Genomic DNA, 17,546 nt, shown 5'->3' with positions numbered 1-17,546 from the left:
CGCGGCCCGGCATCGCGGAAACGTCTACAGGGGGAATGACATGAAACAGCATCGCATCGCCCGCGGCGGCCAGCTCGCCGCCACGCTGGGCCTGATCCTGGGAATGGGCCTGCTGGCCGCCTGCCGCAGCCATGCACCGGCCGCCGACGCTCCTGCCGAAGCCACTTCGGTGCACTTCCCGGAGGCCTCGAAGGCCTCGCTGAAGGAAGGCATCTATCCCGACGTCGCCGACCTGCGCCGCTTCGCCCCGGGCATGAGCAAGCGCCAGCTGTACACGCTGCTGGGTACGCCGCATTTCAATGAAGGCATGTGGGGCGTGCGCGAGTGGAACTACCTGTTCAATTTCCGCACTGCACAGGGCGCGGAGTACTTCACCTGCCAGTTCCAGGTCCGATTCGACAGCAAGGGCATCGCGCAGGGCGGCTACTGGAAGCCGGAATCGTGCGCGGCTGTGCTGGAACCACCGCGGCCTCCAGCCCCGCCGGCACCGGCACCGCTACCGGAGCAGCCGCTGCGGCTGTCGGCCGACGCGCTGTTCGGTTTCGACAGCGCGGTGCTCAGCGCGGAAGGGCAGCGTGCGGTGCAGGGCATCCTGGCGCAGGTACGCGAGGCCGCGCAGGTTCAGTCGATCCGGGTGACCGGCTACACCGATCGGATCGGAAGTGCCAGCTACAACCAGGCACTGTCGCAGCGCCGCGCCGACGCCGTGCGCAGCGCACTGGTCCAGGGCGGGGTGCCCGCGGCCAGCATCAGTGCCGAAGGACGTGGCGCGGCGGAGCCGGTCGTGCAGTGCGACCAGCGCAATCGTCGCGAGCTGATCGCCTGCCTGGCGCCGAACCGCCGCGTGCAGATCGCCGGGGTGGCGCAGCCACGCTGAGTTTTCCTGCGCCGGGGCATCGCTCCGGCATCCCGAGTCCCCCCTGACCGTCGGCAGGACGTGGTTACGTCTCCCCCGTTGATCACGCCTGCCGGCGGCTCAGGTTTTCCACGGTGCACGCGATGAATGCCCAATTCCTGCCCCTCTCCATGAAGACGGAAGCCACTCTCAGCGTGTACGGGCAGCTCGGCAACCATGCCGTGGTGCGCATCCCCGGGCGACGCCTGCCGGGCCTGATCCTGCAGGCTGATACGGTGGCCGGTTTCCTGGCCCAGCTGCAGGAAGCCCAGGCCTGCCTGCGCAGCGGCCGCGCACAGCGCACCGATGCCGAGCTGGACATGCTGATCGACGTGCTGCAGCAGTGGTACGCACTGATCGAATCGCGCCTGGCCGACGCCGGCGAGGCGCTGTGAAAGAAAAAGGGGACGGAGGGAATTAAGTCGCTTCCGGCACACCTGGGGCAAGTACGACTTAATCCCCTCCGTCCCCTTTTCCTACGCCCGGGCGCGGACCAGCCAACAGGCGGCATCCACGCGAACGCGGTCGCCTTCGATGAACGGCGCGAATGCAGCCAGTGCCCTGTTGCGAAGCACGGCGGCACGGTCTTCCGGCATCGCGCGCAGCGCCAGGCCCAACGGGCCCAGCTGGCCGACGTAGGTCGGCAGCTCGTCGCGGCCGATGGAGCAGGGGAGGTCCACTGCAATCACCTCCACATCTTTCCAGCCAGCGGCCTGCAGCAGGCGCCGCACGCGCTCGCCATCGGCAAGGGCAAACTGGCCGGGTGCTCCTGGCGCACGGGGTGGTAGATCGAGTTCACCACCGATGGCGCGCTCGGCGGCGGTCATGAATGGGTTCTCGTCGGCACTGCGCCAGGCGATGAAACGCAGCCCCGCGCCTGGTTGCGCCGCGCGGTGCAGGTTGCTGAAGGCGGCCTCCGTATCCTCGAAGAACATCACCCCCAGCCGCGACTGGATCCAGTCGAAGTGCACGGACGGCAGCGGATGCCGCTGCGCGTCGGCCACGATGAAGTCCGCGTTCAGTCCTGCCGCCTCGGCGCGCTGGCGGGCCAGCGCCAGCATCGGCGCGGAGATGTCCAGGCCGGTGCAGTGTGCCGCCGGGCGCGTGGCCGCTGCGGCCAGCAGACTGGCGCCGGTACCGCAGCCGATGTCGAGCAGTTGCGTGACGGTCTCCGGAAGTTCGGCCACCAGCAGGTCGGCCATCGGCTGGAACAGGCCATCGAGGATGGCCTGCTGGGCGACCCAGATCTGGCCGCCGGGGCCATTCCAGAGCGCATTCTGATCAACGGGGGATGTACTGGCCATGGCCTTGTCCTTCCGGGAAGTTGGCCATAGGTTGATGCTTGAAGGCGACTTGAGGTCAAGCCCGTGCGTGAACTGGACATCGGCGAGGTGGTGAAGCGCAGTGGCGTGCCGGCCTCGACCCTGCGCTACTACGAGCAGTTGGGGTTGTTGCAGGCCCTGGGCCGTCGCGGCCTGCGCCGGCAGTACGACGAGCAGGTGCTGGAACGGCTGGCGCTGATCGGCCTCGGCCAGGCGGCAGGGCTGTCGCTGCAGCAGATCGGGGCATCGCTGCCACCTCAACGCGGATGCCTCACGCTGGATCGTGAGGCCCTGCTGGCGCAGGCCGATGTGCTGCAGCAACAGATCACCCAGCTGCAGCGGATACGCCGTCACCTGCAGCGGGCGGCGGCTTGCCCGGAAGCGCAGGATGCACGCCAGTGCGGTTCATTCCGAAAGCTGCTCCGGGCGCAGCAGCGCAGGGCGGGTGGGTGAACCATCCACGCCCTTTCAATCGCGGGTACTGACTTCCCAGGTGGCGTGCAGCACGCCGGGCACGTCTTCCATCCGCGCCAGCACCACGTCCAGTTCGTCGGCACTGACGGCCGTGCTGACCAGCACCGCGATCACATCAGTGGGCGCGTCGGCATGCTCGACCACCTGTACATCACCGACCGGATACTGCGCAGCCTCCAGCGCATCGACCAGGCGTTCGCGCACCCGCGGCACGGCTTCGGCATCCACGCTCAGGCGCACCTCGTAGGTCGCTTCGGTGGCGGTCTCGTTGATCGGAATGCGGTTTATCGCATTGACCAGCGGCCGCAGCAGGGTGTTGCCGGCAATGATCAGCACGGTCAGCAGCACGCCCTCGGCCAGCATGTCCGCACCGGTGCAGCTGCCGACCGCCGCCGAGCACCACAGGGTGGCGGCGGTGTTCAGGCCGCGCACGTTCATGCCTTCCTTCATGATCACGCCGGCGCCGAGGAAACCGACACCGGAGACCACGTAGGAGATCACCCGCACCGCCTCGGCGCTACCGGCGATGCGCATGCCCAGGTCGACGAAGGCGGCGGCGCCGACGGCCACCAGCACGTTGGTGCGCAGGCCGGCGGTGCGTTGCCGGTACTGGCGTTCGGCGCCGATCAGCGTGCCCAGCACGAAGGCGGCCAGCAGGCTGACCACGGTGTCGGCGAAGGGGCCGGCCTGGAAGGTTTCAATGAAGCGCATGGCTGGAGTCTACCCCGCCGAAGTGACAGTCGATCCACGCCGACGCATGGATATCCAGATGTGCCAGAAACGACTTAATCCCCTCCGTCCCCTTTTAGCAGATCAGTCGGTGTCCTCGACGCGCTCGCCCATCAGCTCGCGCTGGCGCTTGTCCAGCTCCTCGGCGTAGCGCTTGCGGACGAAGGCTTCGGAGACCACGCCCAGCACCTGTCCGTCGGCGGCGACTACCGCCAGTTCGTCGGCCTGGGTCTGGTCGAAGCGCTGCATCACGCTGACCACGTCAGCGGCCGGCGACAGCGATACGTCACGGTTCTCGGCCAGCTCGCCGATCGCGGTCTCCGGCTCCACGCCGTCAGCGTAGACGCGCGGGATCTGCACGATGCCGGCGTAGTGTCCCTCGCTGTCGATCAGGATCACCCGGGTGCCGGAGCCCAGCGGGAAACGCTGGCGGAAAGCAGCGGCATCGAGGTCGGCCGGGGCGGTGGCCACGCCCTTGCGCATCAGCCGACCGGCATTGAGGTTCTGCACCCAGCCGACATCGCGGGCGCTCTTGATGGTTTCACCGCGCAGGTGCATGCGCCAGGTCGAGAACGAATAGCCGAACCACTGCCGCACCAGCGTGCTGGACACCAGCACCGCGCTCATCACCACGCTCGTCAACAGGAAGTCGTGGGTGCCTTCCAGCACCAGCATGGCCATGGTCATCGGTGCGCCGACCACGGCGGCGGCCAGCGCGGCCATGCCGGCCAGCGCAGCCGAGGTGGCGTCGATCACCGGCACGCCGGTGGCCATCGCCAACAGGCCGGCGAACAGGGCGCCGACCAGGGTGCCCATGAACAATGAGGCGAAGAACAGGCCACCGCGGAAGCCGAAGCCCAGCGAGATGCCCGAGGCCAGGCACTTCAGGGCCAGCAGGCCGCCGATCCAGATCAGCGGCAGGTGCGTGGTCAGGTCCAGGTGCAGGGCGCCGTGGCCGGACGACAGCACCTGCGGGCTGGCCAGTGCCAGTGGAATCAGCAGCAGTCCACCCACCACCGGCCGTCCCCAGGCCGGCAGAGGGCTGCGTTTGACGGTGCCTTCAATCGAGGCGATCAGGCGCATGATGGCGATGCCGACCATCGCGCAGCAGCAGCCGAGCAGGCCGTAGATGGCGTAGTCGGCGGCTCGCACGTCGATGGTTGAGGCGGCAGGCAGCAGGTAGGCCTCGATGCCGGCTTGGTCGGCCACGAACGCGCCGGCCAACGCGGCCACCGCCACCGGCGCCAGCGCGGCCGGGGTGTAGGCGCCGATGACGATCTCGAACGCATAGAACGCACCGGCCAGCGGCGCACCGAAGGCGGCGGCAATGGCACCGGCGGCACCAGCGCCGACCAGGATGCGTACGTCGTTGCGACGCAGGCGCATCACCCGGCCCAGCTGCGAGCCGCTGCCCGCGCCCATCTGCGTATACGAAGCCTCCAGGCCGACCGAGGCGCCGCAACCATTGGACAGCAGGGTCTGGGTCAGCACGATCAGGTTGTCGCGCATTGACATGCGGCCGCCGTGCAGCGCATTGGCTTCGACCGCATCGAGCAGGGGCCGCTTGAGCCGGGTCGCGGCCAGGCTGACCAGGCCGACCAGCAGGCCACCCAGTGGCAGCACCAGCAGCGCGGTCCAGGTCAGCGAGGGCAGGGAGCTCAGGCGCATGCCGTCGTCCAGCCCGTACAGGGTGCCCTGCAGCCAGCGTGCGATGCCCGACTGCAGCAATGTCAGGTAGCCGGCGATCAGGCCGACCAGCAGGGCAAGCGCGATGAACCACAGGTCACTGCCACGCAGGCGCAGGCGCAGGCCCTGGAAGGCCAGGTGCAGGCGCGATGGCGAAACAGGCAATGACATGGTGGCGGCATGATACGCCGCCACCGTGAGCACCGCCGTCACTGTATCGGGCGGCTATCGCCTCAGAACCGGTAGCGGCCCTGCACGTAGAAGGTGCGCGGCGCAGCCACCATGCGGCCGGCATTGCCATCGACGTTGCGGGTATACCAGCGTTTGTCGGCCAGGTTGTTCACGCCCAGCGCGATCTCGCTGTCACCCAGTCCCGGCACCTGCCAGGCCACCTGTGCATTCCACAGGCGCACGCCGGGCACGCGGCCCACGCGCGCATCGGCGGTTTCTTGCCAGGTGTTGGCGGCATCGGAGAACTGGCCGCTCTGGTGGGTGCTGGAGACATTGAAGGTCCAGCCGGCCAGCGCGTAGCGGGCGCCGACGCTGTCGGTGTCGCGCGAGTAGAACGGCACGTCCAGGCCGCGGTTGTCACCGGACTGCTGGATCGCCTTGGTCCAGGTGTAGTTGGCGTACAGCTCCAGCCCGGCCAGCGCGCTGTCCTCGGCGAAGCGGTACTCCAGCGCGCTTTCCACACCCTTGTGGTCGGTGGCGCCGATGTTCTGGAAGGTCGGCGGGGTGATGCCCGGTACCTGCAGGATCTGGTTGTCGAAGCGCATCTTGAACACGGTGACTTCCGCGCGCAGTGCACCGTCCTGCCAGCGCGCACCCAGTTCGGTGGTCCTGGCGATTTCCGGGTTCAGCGGGTTGCTGGCGCTCTGCGAATTCAGCTGGATGTTCTGCACCGGCCCGAACGAGGTGGTGTAGTTGCCGAACACGGTCAGCTGCGGGGTCAGCAGGTAGGCGATGTTGATCGAGGGCAGGGCCTTGTCGTTGCGGCTGCTGAAGGTCGCCGCGCCACCGGCCTGGCGGCGGTCCATGTCGATCCATTCCATGCGGACGCCCGGGGTGATCCGCCACTGGCCGATCGCGATGCGGTCGTCGATGTAGACCGCGTGCGCGTCGGTGGCGTTGTCGAAGCGGTTGGTGGCGCTTGCCACGCCGGTGCGGCGGGTGACGGTGTAGCTGCGGTCGTTGCCACGCTCGCACAGGAAACGGTAGCCGGCGGTGATGTCGTGCACGCTGGCGCCCCAGTGCAGGCGCTGGGTGTAGCGCGGCTCGATGCCGAGCACACGGTAGTCGCGCGGCTGCACGGTCACCTGCGTACTGGTGGCGTTGATCAGCGAGCTGGCACGGGTGCTCTCGTTGTAATAGGCCAGCACCTCGAACTCGCTGTTGTCCGACAGCGTGTTGGTGTAGCCCAGGTCGATGCCGGTGCGGTGGCCCTTCCAGAAATCGGTGGGACGGGTGTTCTGGAACGGGTCGGCCTCGTACTGCGCACGGGTCAAGCCGCCCGGGGTCAGCGAGCGCACATCGTAGTAGGACAGCTTGGCACGCAGTTCCTGCTGGGCGTCGATGGCGTAGGCGAACTTCAGCGCCAGGTCGTTGAAGCGGTCATCGCTGCCCTGGCGCCAGCCGCGGCCATCCTGGCCGGAGTAAAGCAGGGCCGCGCCCAGGCCATTGCCGCCGGTGCCGCCCAGGAAGGCGTTGTATTGCGTGCTGTCTCCGCCGCCATGGTCGTAGGCGGTATGGCGCACGCCGGCTTCGCCGTGCAGGCCGGCTTCGGTGGGAATGGCGCGGGTGCTGAAGTTGATGATGCCGCCCACGTTCTGCGGCCCATAGCGCACCGCGCCGCCGCCACGCACCACGTCGATCGATTCGATGTTGGACAGGCTGGTCGGCGCGAACGACAGCTGCGGCTGGCCATACGGCGCCACCGCCAGCGGCACGCCGTCCAGCAGTACGGTCGAACGCGGCGAGTAGCGCCCGGTCAGGCCGCGCACGCCGATGTTCAGCGACACCGAGCTGCCGGCGGTGCCGGAGTTATCGGTGACCTGCACGCCCGGGATGCGGCGCATGGCATCGCCGATGCTGGCCGCGCCACTGGCCTCGATGCGCTGGCGGTCGACCACCGTGCGTGCGCCGGCAAAGCGCTTGACGCTGTCATGCAGGCCGGTGCCCAGCCAGCTGCCGGAGACCTGGATGCTGTCCAGCGTGGTGGCGCCGTCCTGGGCGAAGGCACTGGTGGCCGGGAGCAGGCACAGGGCGAGGGCGGCAGCCAGGGGCAGGCGGGCCGGTTGCAGGGCGTGGATGGGCATTGGCGCGGGTCGTGGAAGGTGGTAAATGAGAATTATTGCTGATTCCATTCGCCATTGGAATGCGCCGCCGGTTCATGCCGATGGCCCGGTGGTAGAGTGGGCGATTGCTTCCTGACTCGCTGAGATCTGCCATGTCCCAAGCCGCTTTCTACCCCGTCGGAACCCCTGGCCAGCCGTGGGGAGCGGCGGAACGGGAGGCGTGGCGTGGCCGCCAGCAGCGCCTGCGTCGCTATGACGAGGAGGTGCTGCCGCGCATCGAGGCGCTGGCCTCGCGCTTCGACAAGGTGGCCTATGGCCAGCTCGACTATGCCGGCGAGACCTACACGCTGTTCGCTCTGCGCAGCCGCGACTGGAACCCGGCGCTGCCGGCCGCGCTGGTCACCGGTGGCGTGCATGGCTACGAGACCAGCGGCGTGATGGGCGCGCTGGAGTTCCTCGAGAAGCACGCGGCCGACTATGCCGGCAGGGCCAACCTGCTGGTGGCGCCGTGCGTGAACCCGTGGGGCTTCGAGCGCATCAACCGCTGGAACTTCGATGCGATCGACCCGAACCGCAACTTCCGCGCCGATGGCCCGGCCCGCGAGTCGACCGCGTTGATCGAACTGGTTGCACCGATCAAGGACCAGTTCGTGCTGCACATCGACCTGCACGAGACCACCGATAGTGACGAGAGCGAGTTCCGCCCGGCGCTGGCCGCGCGTGATGGCAAGCCGTTCGAGCCGGGCCTCATTCCCGATGGCTTCTACCTGGTGGACGACAGCGAGAACCCGCAGGCAGCCTTCCAGCAGGCAGTGATCGCTGCGGTGGAGAAGGTCACCCACATCGCGCCGGCTGACGACAAGGGCGAGATCATCGGTTCGCCGGTGGTGGCGCATGGCGTGATCGAATACCCGCTGGTGAAGCTGGCGCTGTGCGCCGGCATTACCGGTGCGAAGTACACCACCACCACCGAGGTCTATCCGGACAGCCCGCGGGCGACCCCGCAGCAGTGCAACGACGCCCAGGTGGCGGCGGTGTGCTCGGCGCTGGATTACGCGCTGGCGCATCGCTGACAGATAAAAGGGGACGGAGGGGATTAAGTCGTTTGTGCCCAGTACCGCCGGGGCACAAACGACTTAATCCCCTCCGTCCCCTTTTTCACCCCAGCGCGTCGGCCCACCAGAGTGCGGCCGGTCCCGGCGGTGTGTCGCGGCGCCACAGCAGGTCGCTGTGGATGCGCCTCGGCCAGCCGGGCAGCACTACTTCCACCAGCCGCCCGCGGTCGTAGCGCTGCACCAACGCCCGCGGCAGTTCGGCCCAGCCGATGCCGTCCTCAGCCATCTCCATCACCATCAGGTAATCGGTGGCGGTCCAGGCCAGGCCGGTAACCACGCGCGCGTGGTCGACCTCGGCGCTCAAGCGCACCTGCCGGTGCCGCGCCAGCTGCGCGGCAGCGCGACGGCCGGCGCTGGCCAGCGGATGTTCGCGCGCCACATACACCGACAGTTCGCTGTGGTGCGCCAGCGGCCGTGCCATCAGTTCATCCGGATAGCGCTCCTGGCGCGGCAGCAGGCCCAGCGCGGCGCGGCCGCTGCTCACCAGTTCAAGTACGTCCTGGCCTTCGGCATCCAGCCATTCCAGCTCGATCTCCGGGAATGCCTCGGCGAACCGCTGCAGGATCCGCTGCTCCGGATCCAGCTGGTAGACATCGGAGAACACCACGGTCAGGCGCGACTCGACCGGCGCAGCCAGGCGCACGCTCAGCTGCTGCAGACGGGCATCGGCGGCAAGGATCTCCTGCGCGTGGCCCAGCACCTGCCGGCCGGCCTCGGTCAATTGCGGATAGCGCCCGCTGCGGTCGAACAGGCTGACGCCCAGATCAGCTTCCAGGTGGGCGATGGCGGTGCTGACCGTCGACTGCGTCTTGCGCAGGCGACGTGCCGCCGCCGAGAAGGAGCCCAGCGCCGCGGCTTCCACGAAGGCCTGCAGGGATTCAGGGGAATACGGCATTGATCCATCGCTCCTGTCGATGGAATCCATTTTGATACCACCGCAAAAGGCGATGATACTGGCTTCCGTCGCCCCCGTCTGCGGGGCGTTCCGGACCCTCCACGCACGGCGTGGCTTGACTGAAAAAGGCGGCGCGGTCCCCGCCCTGCAAGGAGCTTCACATGTCCCGTACTGTTCCTGCCCGTGGCGCGCTGGTCGCCTGGGCCTGTCTGACCGTGGCGATCGTCGCCGAAGTGGTCGGCACCTCGTTCATGGCCCATGCCGCCCGCGATGGCGGCTGGACCGGCTATCTGATCATGGCCGGCGCGCTGGCGCTGTCCTACTTCTTCCTGGCGCAGTCGGTGCGCCGCATCGCCGTGGGCGTGGCCTACGCAGTGTGGGAAGGCCTGGGCCTGACCCTGCTGACCGTGGTCGGCCTCACCGTCTTCGGTGAAAGCCTGTCGCTGCAGCAGCTGGCCGGCCTGGTGCTGGCGGTGGTCGGCATCGTCTGCGTCACCCTCGGGGAGGCGCACTGATGAACGCCCTGGCGCTGTTTTTCGTGATCTGTTCTGCGCTGATCGACGTTGCCGCCAACATGATGGTGGCCAAGTCGGAAGGCTTCCGTCGCTGGCGCTGGGGCGTCGCTGCGATCGTCATGGTCTGGATCGCCTTCGCCCTGCTGGGCCAGGCCGTGCGTTACATGGATCTGGCCACCGCCTATGCGATGTGGGGTGCGATCGGCGTGATCGGTACCGCCACCTGCGGCCGCCTGTTGTTCGGCAACCGCCTGCGTCCGATCGGCTGGGTCGGTATCGCACTGGTCACCACCGCGGTACTGCTGCTCAGTACCGCGCAGTAACGCGTCGCTGTGCCAACCAAGGTTGGCACTTACCAGAGCGTGAGCCGCCGCAAGCCAACGCCCCGGGGACGATCTCCCCGGGGCGTTGCGGTTTCTGCAGCACTCAGAAACGTGCGGTGAAGTTCAGCCGCGTGGTGCGGCCCGGGCCGGGCATCAGGCTCATCGCCAGCGTGTCCATGTAGTAGGTGTTGCGCAGGTTGCTGACCACCAGCTCCACTTCGCTGCGTGGGGTGAACTGCCAGCGTGCGTAGAAGTCATAGATCGCGGTCGGCAGGTAGATGTTCTGCAGGCCGGTCGAACCGGTGGTGTTCCACGGCTTGTCCAGTTCGTGGGTGGGGCCGCTGTTGTAGGTGCGGCGGATGCCGGTATCCAGCCGCTTGTCGAACAGGCGGAAGCCCAGTGTGCTGTGGATCGAGTACTTCGGCGGGTTCTGTGCGTTGACGAACGAGGTGCCGAAGCCACCGTCCACGCAGTCCGGCGTGGTGTCCAGCTTGCTCCACTTCGCATACGGGTCTTCGCGCAGGCGCTTGGCGGTGGCCGCATCGCAGGTGCGCGCGCGCTGGTAGTAGCTGGCCGACAGGTCAAGGTAGGCGATGCCAGCGTCATAACCGGACTGCAGCTCGTAGCCGGACACCGTGTAGTTGTCGACGTTGTCGACGTAGAACGCCCAGTTGCTGGAATCGAAGCGACGGGTGATCGCGTTGTCGATATCGTTCTTGAACCAGGCCACCTTGAACGCCAGGCGGTCACCGTCACGCCACAGGTCCTGCTTGAGCAGGCTGAAGCCGATGTCCCAGGAACGGTTCTTCTCCGGCTTCAGGTCAGCCACCGGTGCCGAGGTGCTGTTGCCAAGCGTCGACTCGAACAGGCTGGGCATCTTCCAGCCCTGCGCGTATTTCACGTAGAAGAAGATGTCCGCGTCCAGGTTGAAGCGCGCCTCGGCATACGGCGCAAAGCCGTGGCCCGAGCGGCGGATCGCCGGCTTGTAGCCCCAGGCGGTGGGAATCTGCTTGGTGTAGAAGCCGTTGGCGCCGCGCGGATCGGGAATGAAGCCATCGAAGTCATAGGCCTGGCCCAGCGTGCTGTCGCCATAGGGCGTGGCACGCAGCGAGTCATAGGTGTAGTTGCCCTGTGCATCCGGGTACCACTCCTTGTACCAGCCCGGCAGCAGCTGGCCACCCTTGCTCAGGCGCGCGAAGGTGTAGCGCAGGTCGCGCGATTCGCTGACGAAGGCCACGCGGTTGCGGTCACGGGTGCGGTAGTCGATGAAGCGGCCGCCAGCGGTCAGCGACAGCCAGTCCCACGGCTGCCATTGCAGCGATGCCACCACACTGGCCTCGCGGCGCGTGCCCGAGCGCAGGTAGCGGTTGTTGTTGTAGTCCACCGGCAGCACCGGCGAGTTGGGGGCGGTGTCTTCATGCTGGAAGGCGGCGCCATAGCGCAGCGTCCAATCGCCCAGGCTGTTGCTGAAGCGCGTGGTGTTGCTGCTGTCCACGCCCCAGCGCCGGGTCTTCACGTCCGACTGCAGGCCGGGGCCGTAAGTCTCGCCCAGCGTGTCGGGCATCTGGTCGGATGCCATTTCCTTGAACAGCGGCGTATTGGCGATATTGCTGTTGAACATGCGGCTGGTGGCGGTGGTGAACCACAGCGTGCTGCTCAGGTCCAGCCACGGATGTGCCTCGGGCCGGTAGCGGTGGCGCAGCGAGGTGGCGTTGACCCGCATTTTCCCCGGCTCGAACTGGAACATGGTGTTGGCCTGGTCCACGTAGGTCACCCATTCGTTGGACTCGCCCACGCGACCGATCGCCGACGGCATGATCTCGCCGAAGCTGGAATTGAAGTAGCGGTGGCTCAGCTCCAGGCGCTGGTCCGGGTTGGGTGTCCAGGTGAATTTCAGCAGCGCCGATTCGTTGTCGGTGTGCGTGTTGAGCACTTCATCGCCCGGGTGGTACATGTCCGAGACCGCCTGGCTGGACATGCCCGTGCCGCCGCTGGACAGGTGCTGGTCGTCGTAGCGATGCGCACCGTTGCTGCCGGCGAAGTAGTTGCCCTGGCGTCGGCGTGCGTAAGCGGCCACCAGCTGCCAGTCTTCGCCGCGCTGGGCGAAGGCCACGCTGCCATTCCAGTCACGCGGGTCGCGCAGGCTGTTGCGGTTCTCGCTGCCACGCGCCACCTGCTTGAACACGCGCGTGCGGTCGATGCTGTTGTCGGCCACGCCGCCGCGCACGCGCAGGCCCCAGGCCTGGCCGTCGTCGAGGATGTCATCGACATTCAGTGTTTCCATGTAGACCACGCCGCCGATCGCGCTGGCCGCGTTGGCGGCCAGGCTCGGCCCCTTCTCGATGCTGACTGCGCTGATCAGGTCCGGGTCCAGATAGCTGCGCTGCTGCACGCCGGCATAGCCGCGGTACACGTCGATGGCCTGCTGGCCACCGTCGATGATCACCGGCACCCGGTTCTGGCCCTGCAGGCCGCGGATGTTGACGTCGAGTGCGCCGCCATTGCGCACGTCTGCGGTATGCACGCCCACCGCACCGGCCAGCACGTCGCCGATCGACTGGCCGCGGAAGCGTTCCAGTTGCTGGTGGTCCAGGTGCACGCGCGAGCCGCTGTCACGGTAGACCGCATCGGCATCGGCGAGCCCCCACGGCGAAGCGCCTTCGCTGGCCTCGCCGGCCACGCGCAGGGTGCCGATCTGGCGCACGCCGGCTTCGGCGTTCGGTGCCGCCTGCAGCACCACGCCGCTGGCATCACGCTGGAACGCCAGGCCGGTACCGGCCAGCAGCTGTGCCAATGCGGCATCCGTGCCGAGCGTGGCCTGCACGCCGTTGCTGTGGCGGCCGCGGGTCAGGTGCGCGTCGGCGGCGATGGACAGGCCCGATTGCTGGCCGAACGCGGTCAGGGCCTGGTCGAGCGGGCCAGCCGGGATCTGCCAGCGAGTGGCGGCCGCAGTGTCCTGTGCATGGGCGGCCGCCGGCAGCAGGCACGGGGACGCCACGGCCAGGCACAGCGCGATGGCCAGGGGGCGAGGGGAGGGGCAGGGCAGTTTCATGGGGGCGGCAACATCCGCAATGGGTTCCCTTGTAGTGCCCGGTGAGCGCACAGAAAGGGAACCGCGATTTCAAAGCGGACGCACGACGGTCCACCACGGCCAGCGCTGCTCGATGCGGATCGGCAGGGCGCGGGCCAGCAGTTGCAGCGCCTGCAGGCTGTCCAGGCGCGGCAGTACGGCAGTGACATTCAATGCGGCGAGCGCCGGATCACAGCCCAGATAGCCCTGGTGGTGGCGCGCCAGTTCGTCGATGACGCTGATCAGGGGCGCGTCCTGCACATGCAGTCGGCCGTCCTGCCAGTCGCCACGCAGCGGATCCGCAGCCACCGGGGAGAGTCCGCCCATCGGGCCGATCTGCACCGCACGGCCGGCGGGCACGTCCAACGATGCGCCGAACAGCGGCAGGCAGCGCACCACACCGTCGAACACGTCCAGGCGGCTGCCCTGCGCCTCGCGGCCGACCGCGAAGCGGGTGCCGATCGGCTGCAGGCGTGCGCCCGGCACATGCACGCTCAAGGGCATGTCGGCGAAGGCGGGGTGGTGGCCGGTCTGCAGCAGCAGTTCGCCACGCAGCAGGTGCAGGGCGCGGCGGCCGCTGCCGATGTCGATGGTGACTTCGCTATCGGCGTTGAGCCACAACTGGCTGCCATCCATCAGCGTCCAGTGCCCGGTATGTCCGGCAGCGGTGCGCTGTGTCTGCAGGCCGCGTTGTTCGCGCAGCCCGTGCAGGCCGAGCAGGGAGACCGCACCGATGCCGAGGGCGCCACCGAGACTGCGAAGCGCGCGACGGCGGCGACGGCCGGCAGCATCGAGCGCCGTTGCTGCCGCCGGTGCAGAGAGGGGAGCAAAAGACTGCCAGACCGTCTCGACCCGGCGCCACGCATCGGCATGACGGGTATCGGCCTGCAGCCATGCGCGCCAGCGCTGCTGGTCGCCGTCACTCCAGCCCTGCTGGCGCAGCGCGAACCACTCTGCCGCCTGCTCCAGCGCGGGGCTGGCCAGTGCGGCATTCATGCCGGGGCGTCGCCGGACAGGCGCAGGCAATGCAGCATCGCCTGCGCCATGTACTTCTTGACCATGCGCTCGGACACGCCCAGCTGTTGGCCGATCTCCGCATAGCCCAGGCCGGACAGTCGTGCCAGCAGGAACGCACGGCGTGGGCGTTCGGCCAGGCCGGACAGCATGTCGGCGATGGCATGCAGCAGCTGCAGCGCCTGCGTGCGCTCCTCCGCGGACGGGTGCACCGGCTCCGGTTGCGCAGCCAGTGCGGCCAGGTAGGCGCGCTCCAGGTCCGCGCGCTGCCAGTGGTTGACCAGCAGGGCGTGCGCGATGGTGCTGAGATAGGCACGCGGCAGGCGCAGTTCGGACGGATCGACGCGACGGCTGAGCAATCGCAGGAAGGTGTCCTGGGTCAGGTCGGCGGCGCAGTCGGCATTGTGGGTACGTCGGCGCAGCCAGCCGAGCAGCCAGCCATGGTGTTCGCGGTAGAACCCCGCCAGCGCAGTGCTGGAGGCGGCGGGCACGGCCATCGGCATCGATCATTAATGAGAATGATTCCCATTATAGGGTGATCGAGCGGCGCGCGACAAACCCTGTGCACGCAGCAGCGGGCCGAAGGCGTGCATTTGCGATGCCCGCCGCGCTCGCCGACACTGCGGCTTTCCACAAGGAGTGCCCGCATGTTCAGCCACATCACTGTTGGAACCAACGACATGGACGCCGCGCATCGCTTCTACGATGCCCTGTTCACAACTCTGGGCGCCCGTGCGGGTGTCTTCGATGACAAGGGTCGGCTGGTGTACTTCAAGGATGGCCGCATGTTCATCGTCACTGCACCGATCGATGGGCAGCCGGCGTGCCATGCCAACGGTGGCACCATCGGCTTCACCCTCGACAGCGCCGAGGCCGTGCGTGGCTGGCAGGATGCGGGCGTGGCCCATGGCGGCACCGCCATCGAAGACCCGGCCGGTATCCGCACCATGGCCGGGCGCCAGCTGTTCCTGGCCTACCTGCGCGATCCGGATGGCAACAAGCTGTGCGCGGTGCACGTAATGTCGTGATTGGCCAATACGCGCGTGGCCGCGACACACGCGGCCCGCGCGGCTGTGCTCGCAGGCACGCGCCGGCGCGCGCGTGATAACACGGAATCACCAGTGCGGCCTGCGACAGCAGGCCGCAACTTCATGCTCTGTCCACTGCGGTTCAGCCAGAATCGGTCGGCTAACCCTTTGATCTGCCGGAGAACGCCGCCCCATGGAAGCATTGGAGCCGCAACAATCCCCGGTGCGCACCCTTCGGCCTGTGTTCGCCTTCGCGGCGATCATTGTCGTGGCGTTCGCGCTGTTCGTCAGCCTGTTCCCGCTCGGTGCGGGCCGCCTTCTGGTCAAGGCGCAGGACTGGGCCGCCCTCAATGTCGGCTGGTACTACCTGCTGGCGATGACCCTGTACCTGGTGTTCGTGGTCGGCGTGGCGCTGTCCAAGTACGGTGGCATCAAGCTTGGTGCCGACCATGACGAGCCGGAGTTCAGCTACCTTTCCTGGGCCGGCATGCTGTTCGCCGCAGGCATCAGCATTACGCTGTTCTTCTTCTGCGTCTCCGAACCGCTGACCCATTACCTGCAGCCGCCGCAGGGCGATCCGGCGGCCGGTGAAGCCGGTGCGCGCCAGGCCATGCAGCTGCTGTTCCTGCACTGGGGCCTGCATGGCTGGGGGGTGTTCGCGCTGGCGGCGATGGCGATGGCCTACTTCGCCTACCGCCACAACCTGCCGCTGGCGCTGCGCTCGGCGCTGTACCCGCTGATCGGCAAGCGCATCAATGGCCCGATCGGCTACACCGTGGACGCGCTGGGCATTGTCGCCACCGTGTTCGGCATCGGCGCCGACATGGGCTTCGGCGTGCTGCACCTCAACGCCGGCTTGTCGCACCTGTTCAACATCCCGCACTCCAACCTGGTGCAGATCATCCTGGTGGTCAGCATGATGGGCGCGGCGGTGGCCGTGGCCGTCTCCGGCGTGGAGAAGGGCGTGCGCTGGATGGCCAACATCAACATGCTGCTGGCGATCGCGCTGGTGCTGTTCATGCTCTGCGCAGGGCCGACCCAGTACCTGCTGAGCACGCTGATGCAGAACCTGGGCGACTACCTGGGCAGCGTGGTCGGCAAGAGTTTCGACGTGTATGCCTATGGCGGCCGGCCGGAATGGCTGGGTGGCTGGACGGTGTTCTACTGGGCCTGGTGGATCGGCTGGGCGCCGTTCGTCGGCCTGTTCATCGCGCGCATTTCGCGTGGCCGCACCATCCGCGAGTTCGTGTTCGGCGTGCTGCTGATCCCGCTCGGCTTCACCCTGGCGTGGTTGTCGATCTTCGGCAACAGCGCGCTGGACCAGGTGCTGCACCACGGCCAGCAGCAATTGGCGCAGCTGGCGGTGGATGACCCACCGACCGTGCTGTATGCACTGCTGGATGGTTATCCGTGGAGCCGCACGGTGATCGCGGTGACGGTGCTGGTCAGCTTCATCTTCTTCGTGACGTCGGCGGATTCGGGGGCGGTGGTGTTGTCCACGCTGTCCTCGCACGGCGGTGCGCCGGAGGACGATGGCCCGCGCTGGCTGCGTGTGTTCTGGGGCACGGTGATCGCGGTGCTGACCGCTGGTCTGCTGCTGGCCGGCAGCATCGATGCATTGAAATCGGCAGTGGTGCTGGCGTCGCTGCCGTTCTCGGCGGTGCTGTTGCTGATGATGTGGGGCCTGACCCGCGCCTTCAGCGATGAGTCGCATCGCAAACGCGCGCAGCAATACCGGCCTTCGCCGCTGATCGGCGATGACCGCCACCACCAGGGCTGGCGCCAGCGCCTGAGCCAGGCCATGCACTTCCCGGTGCGCGACCAGGTCTACCGCTTCATGGACGACACCGTGAAGCCGGCGATGGAGGCGGTGGCCGAGCAGCTGCGAGGGCAGGGTTGGGATGTGGCGACGCGCTTCGAGGCCGGTGACATGGAGCTGTCGGTGAATCACGGCGAGCAGCAGGATTTCCAGTACCGGGTAATCCTCAGTGGCTATCTGACCCCGTCGTTCGCCGCACAGCAGCTGCGCAACCAGCGCTACTACCGCGCCGAAGTGCATCTGTACGAAGGCAGCCAGGACTACGATCTGGTGGGCTACAGCCGCAAGCAGATCATCAACGACATCATCAGCCAGTACGAACGGCACCTGCAGTTCCTGCACCTGAGCCGCTGATTCGGTGGGTGCG

The 17,546-nt window shown here is 67.6% G+C and carries 16 protein-coding genes; 8 read left to right on the top strand and 8 right to left on the bottom strand.

Features of this window, described 5'->3' with window-relative positions; all coding sequences use genetic code 11:
* The first annotated feature begins 40 nt into the window (after window positions 1-40).
* Both B9Y82_RS10035 and B9Y82_RS10030 read left to right on the top strand, forming a co-directional pair.
* Window positions 41-877 carry an OmpA family protein gene (locus B9Y82_RS10035; protein WP_100472990.1) on the top strand — a complete coding sequence of 279 codons (837 nt, stop codon included), beginning with the start codon at window positions 41-43 and terminating at the stop codon, window positions 875-877.
* Between the two features lie 122 nt (window positions 878-999).
* Window positions 1,000-1,290: a DUF6959 family protein gene (locus tag B9Y82_RS10030; RefSeq protein ID WP_014037513.1), complete on the top strand. Its 291-nt coding sequence runs from the start codon at window positions 1,000-1,002 to the stop codon at window positions 1,288-1,290.
* Between the two features lie 81 nt (window positions 1,291-1,371).
* Here B9Y82_RS10030 and B9Y82_RS10025 read toward each other — a convergent pair whose 3' ends face one another.
* Window positions 1,372-2,199 carry a class I SAM-dependent methyltransferase gene (locus B9Y82_RS10025; protein ID WP_100472985.1) on the bottom strand — a complete coding sequence of 276 codons (828 nt, stop codon included), beginning with the start codon at window positions 2,197-2,199 and terminating at the stop codon, window positions 1,372-1,374.
* Between the two features lie 63 nt (window positions 2,200-2,262).
* On the opposite strand from B9Y82_RS10025, the gene B9Y82_RS10020 reads away from it, so the two are divergent.
* A complete protein-coding gene (locus tag B9Y82_RS10020; RefSeq protein ID WP_100472981.1) occupies window positions 2,263-2,670 on the top strand; it encodes a MerR family transcriptional regulator in 408 nt (135 codons plus the stop codon).
* Window positions 2,671-2,685: 15 nt separating this feature from the next.
* Here B9Y82_RS10020 and B9Y82_RS10015 read toward each other — a convergent pair whose 3' ends face one another.
* The 3 genes from B9Y82_RS10015 to B9Y82_RS10005 form a co-directional block, all read right to left on the bottom strand.
* On the bottom strand, window positions 2,686-3,402 hold the full coding sequence (locus B9Y82_RS10015) for an MgtC/SapB family protein (RefSeq protein ID WP_100472975.1): 717 nt from the start codon (window positions 3,400-3,402) through the stop codon (window positions 2,686-2,688).
* A 102-nt stretch (window positions 3,403-3,504) separates the two neighbouring features.
* The gene (locus B9Y82_RS10010) at window positions 3,505-5,277 is read right to left on the bottom strand and encodes a chloride channel protein (RefSeq protein ID WP_238381583.1); all 1,773 of its coding nucleotides are present in this window, start codon (window positions 5,275-5,277) and stop codon (window positions 3,505-3,507) included.
* A gap of 62 nt (window positions 5,278-5,339) precedes the next feature.
* A complete protein-coding gene (locus B9Y82_RS10005) occupies window positions 5,340-7,421 on the bottom strand; it encodes a TonB-dependent receptor family protein (protein ID WP_100472968.1) in 2,082 nt (693 codons plus the stop codon).
* Window positions 7,422-7,552: 131 nt separating this feature from the next.
* Here B9Y82_RS10005 and B9Y82_RS10000 point away from each other — a divergent pair, with 131 nt between their 5' ends.
* The gene (locus B9Y82_RS10000) at window positions 7,553-8,473 is read left to right on the top strand and encodes a M14 family metallopeptidase (RefSeq protein WP_100472965.1); all 921 of its coding nucleotides are present in this window, start codon (window positions 7,553-7,555) and stop codon (window positions 8,471-8,473) included.
* 85 nt (window positions 8,474-8,558) lie between these two features.
* On the opposite strand, the gene B9Y82_RS09995 is transcribed toward B9Y82_RS10000, so the two are convergent.
* Window positions 8,559-9,410, bottom strand: coding sequence for a LysR family transcriptional regulator (locus B9Y82_RS09995; protein ID WP_100472961.1), 852 nt, complete (start codon window positions 9,408-9,410; stop codon window positions 8,559-8,561).
* Between the two features lie 161 nt (window positions 9,411-9,571).
* Here B9Y82_RS09995 and B9Y82_RS09990 point away from each other — a divergent pair, with 161 nt between their 5' ends.
* Both B9Y82_RS09990 and B9Y82_RS09985 read left to right on the top strand, forming a co-directional pair.
* On the top strand, window positions 9,572-9,925 hold the full coding sequence (locus B9Y82_RS09990) for an SMR family transporter (RefSeq protein WP_010485170.1): 354 nt from the start codon (window positions 9,572-9,574) through the stop codon (window positions 9,923-9,925).
* The gene (locus B9Y82_RS09985; RefSeq protein WP_100472959.1) at window positions 9,925-10,248 is read left to right on the top strand and encodes a DMT family transporter; all 324 of its coding nucleotides are present in this window, start codon (window positions 9,925-9,927) and stop codon (window positions 10,246-10,248) included. Before B9Y82_RS09990 ends, B9Y82_RS09985 begins: the two co-directional genes overlap by 1 nt.
* 103 nt (window positions 10,249-10,351) lie before the next feature.
* Here B9Y82_RS09985 and B9Y82_RS09980 read toward each other — a convergent pair whose 3' ends face one another.
* From B9Y82_RS09980 to B9Y82_RS09970, 3 genes are all read right to left on the bottom strand, one after another.
* Window positions 10,352-13,300, bottom strand: coding sequence for a TonB-dependent receptor (locus B9Y82_RS09980; RefSeq protein ID WP_100472956.1), 2,949 nt, complete (start codon window positions 13,298-13,300; stop codon window positions 10,352-10,354).
* A gap of 69 nt (window positions 13,301-13,369) precedes the next feature.
* Window positions 13,370-14,314: a FecR family protein gene (locus B9Y82_RS09975; protein WP_100472952.1), complete on the bottom strand. Its 945-nt coding sequence runs from the start codon at window positions 14,312-14,314 to the stop codon at window positions 13,370-13,372.
* On the bottom strand, window positions 14,311-14,829 hold the full coding sequence (locus tag B9Y82_RS09970) for a sigma-70 family RNA polymerase sigma factor (RefSeq protein WP_100472949.1): 519 nt from the start codon (window positions 14,827-14,829) through the stop codon (window positions 14,311-14,313). Before B9Y82_RS09970 ends, B9Y82_RS09975 begins: the two co-directional genes overlap by 4 nt.
* A gap of 150 nt (window positions 14,830-14,979) precedes the next feature.
* On the opposite strand from B9Y82_RS09970, the gene B9Y82_RS09965 reads away from it, so the two are divergent.
* Window positions 14,980-15,360: a VOC family protein gene (locus tag B9Y82_RS09965; protein WP_100472948.1), complete on the top strand. Its 381-nt coding sequence runs from the start codon at window positions 14,980-14,982 to the stop codon at window positions 15,358-15,360.
* A 193-nt stretch (window positions 15,361-15,553) separates the two neighbouring features.
* A complete protein-coding gene (gene betT / locus B9Y82_RS09960; RefSeq protein ID WP_100472946.1) occupies window positions 15,554-17,533 on the top strand; it encodes a choline BCCT transporter BetT in 1,980 nt (659 codons plus the stop codon).
* Window positions 17,534-17,546: the final 13 nt, after the last annotated feature.

The sequence above is a fragment of the Stenotrophomonas maltophilia genome (assembly GCF_002799155.1).
Lineage (GTDB): Bacteria > Pseudomonadota > Gammaproteobacteria > Xanthomonadales > Xanthomonadaceae > Stenotrophomonas > Stenotrophomonas maltophilia_R.
This window is presented reverse-complemented; position numbering and strand designations above follow the sequence as displayed.

Excerpts from the sequence above, each read along its gene's own strand:
- B9Y82_RS10035 (WP_100472990.1), top strand. The coding sequence starts at position 41 with ATGAAACAGCATCGCATCGCCCGCGGCGGCCAGCTCGCCGCCACGCTG.
- B9Y82_RS10030 (WP_014037513.1), top strand. The coding sequence starts at position 1,000 with ATGAATGCCCAATTCCTGCCCCTCTCCATGAAGACGGAAGCCACTCTC.
- B9Y82_RS10025 (WP_100472985.1), bottom strand. The coding sequence starts at position 2,199 with ATGGCCAGTACATCCCCCGTTGATCAGAATGCGCTCTGGAATGGCCCC.
- B9Y82_RS10015 (WP_100472975.1), bottom strand. The coding sequence starts at position 3,402 with ATGCGCTTCATTGAAACCTTCCAGGCCGGCCCCTTCGCCGACACCGTG.
- B9Y82_RS10010 (WP_238381583.1), bottom strand. The coding sequence starts at position 5,277 with ATGTCATTGCCTGTTTCGCCATCGCGCCTGCACCTGGCCTTCCAGGGC.
- B9Y82_RS10005 (WP_100472968.1), bottom strand. The coding sequence starts at position 7,421 with ATGCCCATCCACGCCCTGCAACCGGCCCGCCTGCCCCTGGCTGCCGCC.
- B9Y82_RS10000 (WP_100472965.1), top strand. The coding sequence starts at position 7,553 with ATGTCCCAAGCCGCTTTCTACCCCGTCGGAACCCCTGGCCAGCCGTGG.
- B9Y82_RS09995 (WP_100472961.1), bottom strand. The coding sequence starts at position 9,410 with ATGCCGTATTCCCCTGAATCCCTGCAGGCCTTCGTGGAAGCCGCGGCG.
- B9Y82_RS09990 (WP_010485170.1), top strand. The coding sequence starts at position 9,572 with ATGTCCCGTACTGTTCCTGCCCGTGGCGCGCTGGTCGCCTGGGCCTGT.
- B9Y82_RS09985 (WP_100472959.1), top strand. The coding sequence starts at position 9,925 with ATGAACGCCCTGGCGCTGTTTTTCGTGATCTGTTCTGCGCTGATCGAC.
- B9Y82_RS09980 (WP_100472956.1), bottom strand. The coding sequence starts at position 13,300 with ATGAAACTGCCCTGCCCCTCCCCTCGCCCCCTGGCCATCGCGCTGTGC.
- B9Y82_RS09975 (WP_100472952.1), bottom strand. The coding sequence starts at position 14,314 with ATGAATGCCGCACTGGCCAGCCCCGCGCTGGAGCAGGCGGCAGAGTGG.
- B9Y82_RS09970 (WP_100472949.1), bottom strand. The coding sequence starts at position 14,829 with ATGGCCGTGCCCGCCGCCTCCAGCACTGCGCTGGCGGGGTTCTACCGC.
- B9Y82_RS09965 (WP_100472948.1), top strand. The coding sequence starts at position 14,980 with ATGTTCAGCCACATCACTGTTGGAACCAACGACATGGACGCCGCGCAT.
- betT (WP_100472946.1), top strand. The coding sequence starts at position 15,554 with ATGGAAGCATTGGAGCCGCAACAATCCCCGGTGCGCACCCTTCGGCCT.